Source organism: Streptomyces sp. SM11 (assembly GCF_002910905.1).
Lineage (GTDB): Bacteria > Actinomycetota > Actinomycetes > Streptomycetales > Streptomycetaceae > Streptomyces.
Genome location: NZ_NEUE01000219.1, coordinates 1 through 6,562, shown reverse-complemented (window position 1 = coordinate 6,562; position 6,562 = coordinate 1). Strand labels below are relative to the sequence as shown.

Below are 6,562 nucleotides of genomic sequence, written 5' to 3'. Positions count from 1 at the left end.
CCACCCTCGGCCCGGCCGCCACCACCTCGCCGCCCGCCTCCGGCCGGAACAGCCGCCGCGCCGGATCCGCCGACGCCGAAAGCTCCCCGGGGCCCGGCGCGAGCCGCAGTTCGTCGCCGCTCACCGTGAACACCGCGTCCGCCGCGTCCCCGTCCAGGGCGTACGGTCCGTGCCCCTCCAGGACCAGGGACACCACTGCCGTACCCGACGCGATCCTGGGCAGCCACTCCTCGGCCACCGGGCCGCCCGCCCCGCCCAGCAGCACCCCGGCCGCCAGCGTCTCCGCCACCGGGCCGGGCACCGCGTGCCGCCCCAGCTCCACGCAGGCGACGGCCAGCTCCACGGGGTGCGGCCCGAGACCCCCGTACGCCTGGGGGACCGCGAGCGCGAACACTCCCGCGTCCGCGAGCCGCCCCCACAGGGCCCGCCCCGGACCGTGCTCCCCGGCGGCCCACGCCCGCAGCACGGACGGCGTACCGGCCGCCGTCAGCATCGCGCCCAGGGAACGCCCGAACTCCCGCTGCTCGTCGTCGAGGAGGAAACGCATCAGCGCCGTCCCTTCGGGAGGCCGAGCAGCCGCTCGGCGATGATGTCGCGCTGGATCTCGTTCGTCCCCGCGTAGATGGGCCCCGCCAGGGCGAAGACGTACCCCTCCGCCCACTCTCCGTCCGCCGCCTCCGCGTCCGGGCCCAGCAGGTCGAGCGCCGTCTCGTGCAGTGCGATGTCGTAACGCGACCAGAACACCTTGTTCAGGCTGGACTCGGGCCCCAGCGACGCCCCCGCCGCGAACCGGGACGCGGAGGCGGCCGTGAACAGCTGGTAGGCCCGCGCCCCGATCACCGCGTCCGCCACCCGGTCCCGCAGCGCGGTGTCCGCCGGGTCGCCCGCCTCCCGCCACAGCTCCGTCAGCCGGTCGGCGGCGGCCAGGAAGCGGCCGGGGGAGCGGAGCGTGAGACCGCGTTCGTCGCCGGTGGCCGACATCGCGATCCGCCACCCCTGTCCGGGCTCCCCGATGACGTCCTCGTCCGGTACGAAGACCTCGTCGAGGAAGATCTCGGCGAACGCGGGCTTCCCGTCCAGCCGCCCGACGGGCCGCACCGCGACGCCCTCGGCCCGCAGGCCGAACATCAGGTACGTGAGTCCGTGATGCGGCTTCGCGGCCTCCGGGTCCGTACGGAAGACGCCGAACGCCCGGTCCGCGAACGCCGCCCGCGAGGACCAGGTCTTCTGCCCCGACAGCAGCCAGCCGCCCTCCGTGCGCACCGCCCGCGAGCGCAGCGCCGCCAGGTCCGACCCGGCCTCCGGCTCCGACCAGGCCTGGGCCCAGATCACCTCGCCGCCCGCCATCGGCGGCAGCACCCGGGCCCGCTGCTCCGCCGTGCCGTGGGCGAGCAGGGTCGGGGCGAGGAGGCTGACCCCGTTCTGCGAGACCCGGCCCGGTGCGCCCGCCGCCCAGTACTCCTCCTCGAACGCCAGCCAGCCGAAGAGATCCGCGCCCCGGCCCCCGTACTCCTCGGGCCAGGAGACCGCCGACCACCGCCCGGTGTGCAGCAGTGCCTCCCACTCCCGGTGCGCGGCGAACCCCTCCTCGGTCTCCAGGGAGGGCAGCGGCCGGGCGGGCACGTGGTCCCGGAGCCAGGCCCGGGCCTCGGCCCGCAGGGATTCCGTCCGTGCCGTGTGCGTCAGTTCCATGACCGGGCCCGCCTTCCCCGTGCGGCCGGCACCGTCGCCGCCCGACCGTTCCCTAACAAGTGTTTGGTAGGTTAACGTACGACCCCTACGCCGTCGAGAAGCCGGGGGACCGGGCCGATGAACACACCGCCGTACCTGCCGGGGCACGGACTGCTGGCCGGCCGCACCGCCGTCATCACCGCCGCCGCCGGGGCCGGGATCGGCGGCGCGACCGCCCGCCGCTTCCTGGAGGAGGGCGCCCGCGTCGTGATCGGCGACGCCCACGCGCGCCGGCTGAAGGAGAGTGCCCACGTCCTCGCCGACGCGTTCGGCCCCGACCGCGTCACCCACCTCACCTGCGACGTCACCGATGAGGAGCAGGTGGGCGCCCTCTTCGCGCACGCCGAAAGCGCCCACGGCGGACTCGACATCGTCGTCAACAACGCGGGCCTCGGCGGCACCGCCGAACTCACCGACATGACCGACGACCAGTGGACGAAGATCCTCGACGTCACCCTGAACGGCACCTTCCGCTGCACCCGCGCCGCCCTGCGCTCCCTCAAGGCCGCCGGAACCGGAGGAGTCCTCGTCAACAACGCCTCCGTCGTCGGCTGGCGCGCCCAGCGCGGCCAGGCCCACTACGCCGCCGCCAAGGCCGGCGTCATGGCCCTCACCCGCTGCGCCGCCGTCGAGGCCGCCGACTACGGCGTACGCGTCAACGCCGTCGCCCCCAGCCTCGCCATGCACCCCCACCTGGCCAAGGTCACCTCCGCCGAACTCCTCGCCGAACTCACCGCGAAGGAGGCGTTCGGCCGGTACGCCGAACCCTGGGAGGTCGCCAACGTGATCGTCTTCCTCGCGAGCGGCTACTCCTCGTACATGACCGGCGAGGTCGTCCCCGTCAGCAGCCAGCATGCGTGAGCACATGCGTGAACACGCGGGCGGCGGGCGGACAATGGCCGGGTGCCTACCAAGAAGAAGCCCCAGGTGACCCCCACGCCGGAGCGACGCCGTGAACTGCTCGCCACCGCCGCCGAGGTCTTCGCCGCCCAGGGATACAACGCCACCACCGTCCGCCGGATCGCGGACGAGGCCGGGATGCTCGCGGGCAGCCTCTACTACCACTTCGATTCCAAGGAATCGATGATCGACGAGATCCTCTCCACCTTCCTCGACGAGCTCTGGCAGGGCTACGACGCGGTCCTGGCGGCCGGCCTCGGCCCCCGCGAGACCATCGAGGCCCTGGTCACTGAGTCCTTCCGGGAGATCGACCGGCACCGCCCCGCCGTCGCGATCTACCAGAAGGAGTCCAAACACCTCGCCACCCAGCCGCGCTTCGCCTACCTCGTCGACTCGCAGACGAAGTTCGAGAAGGCCTGGCTCGGCACCCTGGAACGCGGCGTCGCCGAAGGCGTCTTCCGCGACGACCTCGACATCCGCCTCACCTACCGCTTCGTCCGCGACACCGTCTGGGTCGCGGCCTCCTGGTACCGGCCCGGCGGACACCACAGTCCCGAAGAGATCGCCCGTCAGTACCTCTCGATGGTGCTCGACGGGATCGCCCTGCGCACGTAAGCCCTCTTCGTCCACCCCGAGCGCACCGAGGAGCAGCAGCCATGGCCGAGGCCTACATCGTCGAAGCGGTACGCACCCCCGTCGGACGGCGCGAAGGAGGCCTCGGAGCCGTCCACCCCGCCGACCTCGGCGCGCACGTCCTGAAGGAACTGATCGCCCGCGCGGCCGTCGACCCGGCGGCCGTCGAGGACGTGGTCTTCGGCTGCCTGGACACCGTCGGACCACAGGCCGGTGACATCGCCCGTACGTCATGGCTGGCCGCCGGACTGCCCGAGGAGGTCCCCGGTGTCACCGTCGACCGGCAGTGCGGCTCCTCCCAGCAGGCCCTCCACTTCGCGGCCCAGGGAGTCCTCTCCGGCACCCAGGACCTCGTCGTCGCGGGCGGCACCCAGAACATGACCCAGATCCCGATCGCCTTCGCCTCCCGCCGGGCCGCCGAACCCCTCGGCCTCACCCGGGGGCCGTACGCGGGCAGCGAGGGCTGGCGCGCCCGCTACGGCGACGCCCCCGTCGACCAGTTCCACGGCGCCCAGCTGATCGCCGAGAAGTGGGGCATCGGCCGCCGGGACATGGAGGAGTTCGCCCTCACCTCCCATCGGCGGGCGGTCCGCGCCATTGACGAGGGCCGCTTCACCCGCGAGACCGTCGCGTACGGGGATGTCACCGCGGACGAGGGGCCGCGCCGCGACACCACCCTGGAGAAGATGGCCGGTCTGAAGCCCGTCATGGAGGGCGGCACCATCACCGCCGCCTGCTCCTCCCAGGTCTCCGACGGGGCCGCCGCCCTGCTCATCGCCTCGGAGCGGGCCGTCACCGACCACGGCCTCACCCCGCGGGCCCGCATCCACCACCTGTCCGTCCGCGGCGAGGACCCGATCCGGATGCTCTCGGCCCCGATCCCGGCCACCGCGTACGCCCTGGAGAAGACCGGCCTGACCATCGGAGCGATCGACCTCGTCGAGATCAACGAGGCGTTCGCCCCGGTGGTCCTCGCCTGGCTGAAAGAGACCGGTGCGGACCCCGAGCGGGTCAACGTCAACGGCGGAGCCATCGCGCTGGGCCACCCGCTCGGCGCGACCGGCGCCCGGCTGATGACGACCCTGCTGCACGAACTGGAACGCACCGGCGGCCGTTACGGGCTCCAGACGATGTGCGAGGGTGGCGGACAGGCCAACGTCACCATCGTCGAGCGGCTCTGAGGGCAACGGCCGCACCCGTCCCGGCACCGTCCGTATGCCCCCTGGTCAGCCAAGTTTTCCCCCCGACGGTGTGGCGCGATCCGCCGCCGGAGGGGAGGACGTGCTAGGGTGTTCCCCGTTGCAGTTTTGGTACCCATGAACTTTATGTGCGCCTGACGGGAATGCTTCCTCAGGCGCTTTATTGTTTTCCGGCTTTCTCCGGGTGGGGCTCAATGCGGCGACTTGGAATTCGTAAAGTGCGGATTCTCGGCACTGCACCTCTTTTAGGAGAATGACATGGCTACTGGAACCGTGAAGTGGTTCAACTCGGAAAAGGGCTTCGGCTTCATCGAGCAGGACGGCGGCGGCGCCGACGTCTTCGCCCACTACTCCAACATCGCCACCTCGGGCTTCCGTGAGCTCCAGGAGGGCCAGAAGGTCTCCTTCGACGTCACGCAGGGCCAGAAGGGCCCGCAGGCGGAGAACATCGTCCCGGCCTAATTGCCGGACGCGTACCTCGCTGACCGGGGCCCGCACCGTGAAGGTGCGGGCCCCGGTTTGTGCTGTCCGAGCAACAACCCGTTTCGTGCGCACATCCTGGGGGCGCATCACAGACGGCCGGGCCGGCACATCGCAGTAAACCCACTCGGCAGTTGCCCAGGAATCCCCCAGGAGGGCAATTCCGTATGACCAGCTCCGAACGCCAGGACCGCACCCCCCGCTCCCGTCCGGCCCGTGGCCGAGGCCGCGGCCAGGGCACGGGTGCCCAGGCACCGTCGAACAGCCGGGGCGGCGCTCCCCGCGCCAAGGCCCAGGGCACCAAGGCTCCGGCCCGTCGCCGCGCCACCCCGCCGCAGGGCGAGTTCGCCCTGCCCGAGATGGTGACGCCCGCACTGCCGTCCGTCGACGCCTTCGCCGACCTGGACGTGCCCGCCGCGCTGCTGAAGACCCTCGCCGCGCAGGGCGTCACCGAGCCGTTCCCGATCCAGGGCGCGACCCTGCCGAACTCGCTGGCCGGCCGCGACATCCTCGGCCGCGGGCGCACCGGCTCCGGCAAGACCCTTGCCTTCGGCCTCGCGCTGCTGGCCCGTACCGCCGGCCGCCGCAGCGAGCCGCGTGCCCCGCTCGCCATGGTCCTCGTGCCCACCCGCGAGCTGGCCCAGCAGGTCACCGACGCGCTGACCCCGTACGCGACCGCAGTGAACCTGCGGATGGCCACGGTCGTCGGCGGCATGTCGATCACCAAGCAGTCCGCCACCCTGCGGCGCGGTGCCGAAGTCCTCGTCGCGACCCCGGGCCGGCTCAAGGACCTCATCGAGCGCGGCGACTGCCGGCTGGACGAGGTCTCCATCACCGTCCTCGACGAGGCTGACCAGATGGCCGACATGGGCTTCATGCCGCAGGTCGTCGCCCTGCTCAAGCAGGTCGAGTCGGACGGGCAGCGGATGCTGTTCTCCGCGACCCTCGACAAGAACATCGACCGGCTCGTGAAGATGTTCCTCACCGACCCGGTCGTGCACTCCGTCGACCCGTCCGCCGGCGCCGTCACCACCATGGAGCACCACGTGCTCCACGTCCTGGACGAGACCGACAAGAAGGCCGTCGCCACGAAGATCGCCGCCCGCGAGGGCCGGGTGATCATGTTCGTCGACACCAAGCGCGCCGCCGACCGCTTCGCCAAGCGGCTGCTGGCCAGCGGTGTACGGGCGGCCGCCCTGCACGGCGGGCGCTCGCAGCCGCAGCGCAACCGGACGCTGGACCAGTTCAAGAACGGGCAGGTCACCGCGCTCGTCGCGACGAACGTCGCGGCCCGCGGCATCCACGTCGACGACCTCGACCTGGTCGTCAACGTGGACCCGCCGACCGACCACAAGGACTACCTCCACCGCGGCGGGCGCACGGCGCGGGCCGGGGAGTCCGGCAGCGTCGTCACGCTGGTGCTGCCCGAGGAGAAGCGCGAGATGACCCGGCTGATGCAGGACGCGGGCATCGCGCCGCGCACCACGCGGGTCACCTCCAGCGACGCGGAGCTGGGCCGGATCACGGGGGCCCGTGAGCCGTCGGGCATCGCGATCGTCATCGAGGTGCCGCAGCCGACGCCGCCGAAGCAGCGGACGCGATCGGGCGGTGCGGCGGGT

The 6,562-nt window shown here is 72.3% G+C and carries 7 protein-coding genes; 5 read left to right on the top strand and 2 right to left on the bottom strand.

What is annotated here, in order from left to right; translation table 11 throughout:
* Both B9S58_RS22520 and B9S58_RS22515 read right to left on the bottom strand, forming a co-directional pair.
* A partial coding sequence (locus B9S58_RS22520; RefSeq protein ID WP_181009411.1) for an acyl-CoA dehydrogenase family protein occupies positions 1-547 on the bottom strand: 547 nt, incomplete at its 3' end.
* Positions 547-1,692: an acyl-CoA dehydrogenase family protein gene (locus tag B9S58_RS22515; protein WP_103533897.1), complete on the bottom strand. Its 1,146-nt coding sequence runs from the start codon at positions 1,690-1,692 to the stop codon at positions 547-549. The genes B9S58_RS22520 and B9S58_RS22515, both read right to left, overlap by 1 nt.
* 117 nt (positions 1,693-1,809) lie before the next feature.
* Between B9S58_RS22515 and B9S58_RS22510 the strand changes: the two genes are divergently transcribed.
* The 5 genes from B9S58_RS22510 to B9S58_RS22490 form a co-directional block, all read left to right on the top strand.
* Entirely contained in the window at positions 1,810-2,592 is a 783-nt protein-coding gene (locus B9S58_RS22510; protein WP_103533896.1) for an SDR family oxidoreductase, read from the top strand.
* Between the two features lie 42 nt (positions 2,593-2,634).
* Positions 2,635-3,246 (top strand): TetR/AcrR family transcriptional regulator, encoded by a 612-nt coding sequence (locus tag B9S58_RS22505; RefSeq protein WP_181009410.1) that lies wholly within the window; start codon positions 2,635-2,637, stop codon positions 3,244-3,246.
* Between the two features lie 41 nt (positions 3,247-3,287).
* On the top strand, positions 3,288-4,445 hold the full coding sequence (locus tag B9S58_RS22500; RefSeq protein ID WP_103533895.1) for an acetyl-CoA C-acetyltransferase: 1,158 nt from the start codon (positions 3,288-3,290) through the stop codon (positions 4,443-4,445).
* Between the two features lie 276 nt (positions 4,446-4,721).
* Positions 4,722-4,925 carry a cold-shock protein gene (locus B9S58_RS22495; protein ID WP_003969786.1) on the top strand — a complete coding sequence of 68 codons (204 nt, stop codon included), beginning with the start codon at positions 4,722-4,724 and terminating at the stop codon, positions 4,923-4,925.
* 185 nt (positions 4,926-5,110) lie between these two features.
* Positions 5,111-6,562 (top strand): DEAD/DEAH box helicase (locus tag B9S58_RS22490; protein WP_103533894.1); only part of this gene is annotated, 1,452 nt, incomplete at its 3' end.

Excerpts from the sequence above, each read along its gene's own strand:
- B9S58_RS22515 (WP_103533897.1), bottom strand. The coding sequence starts at position 1,692 with ATGGAACTGACGCACACGGCACGGACGGAATCCCTGCGGGCCGAGGCC.
- B9S58_RS22510 (WP_103533896.1), top strand. The coding sequence starts at position 1,810 with ATGAACACACCGCCGTACCTGCCGGGGCACGGACTGCTGGCCGGCCGC.
- B9S58_RS22500 (WP_103533895.1), top strand. The coding sequence starts at position 3,288 with ATGGCCGAGGCCTACATCGTCGAAGCGGTACGCACCCCCGTCGGACGG.
- B9S58_RS22495 (WP_003969786.1), top strand. The coding sequence starts at position 4,722 with ATGGCTACTGGAACCGTGAAGTGGTTCAACTCGGAAAAGGGCTTCGGC.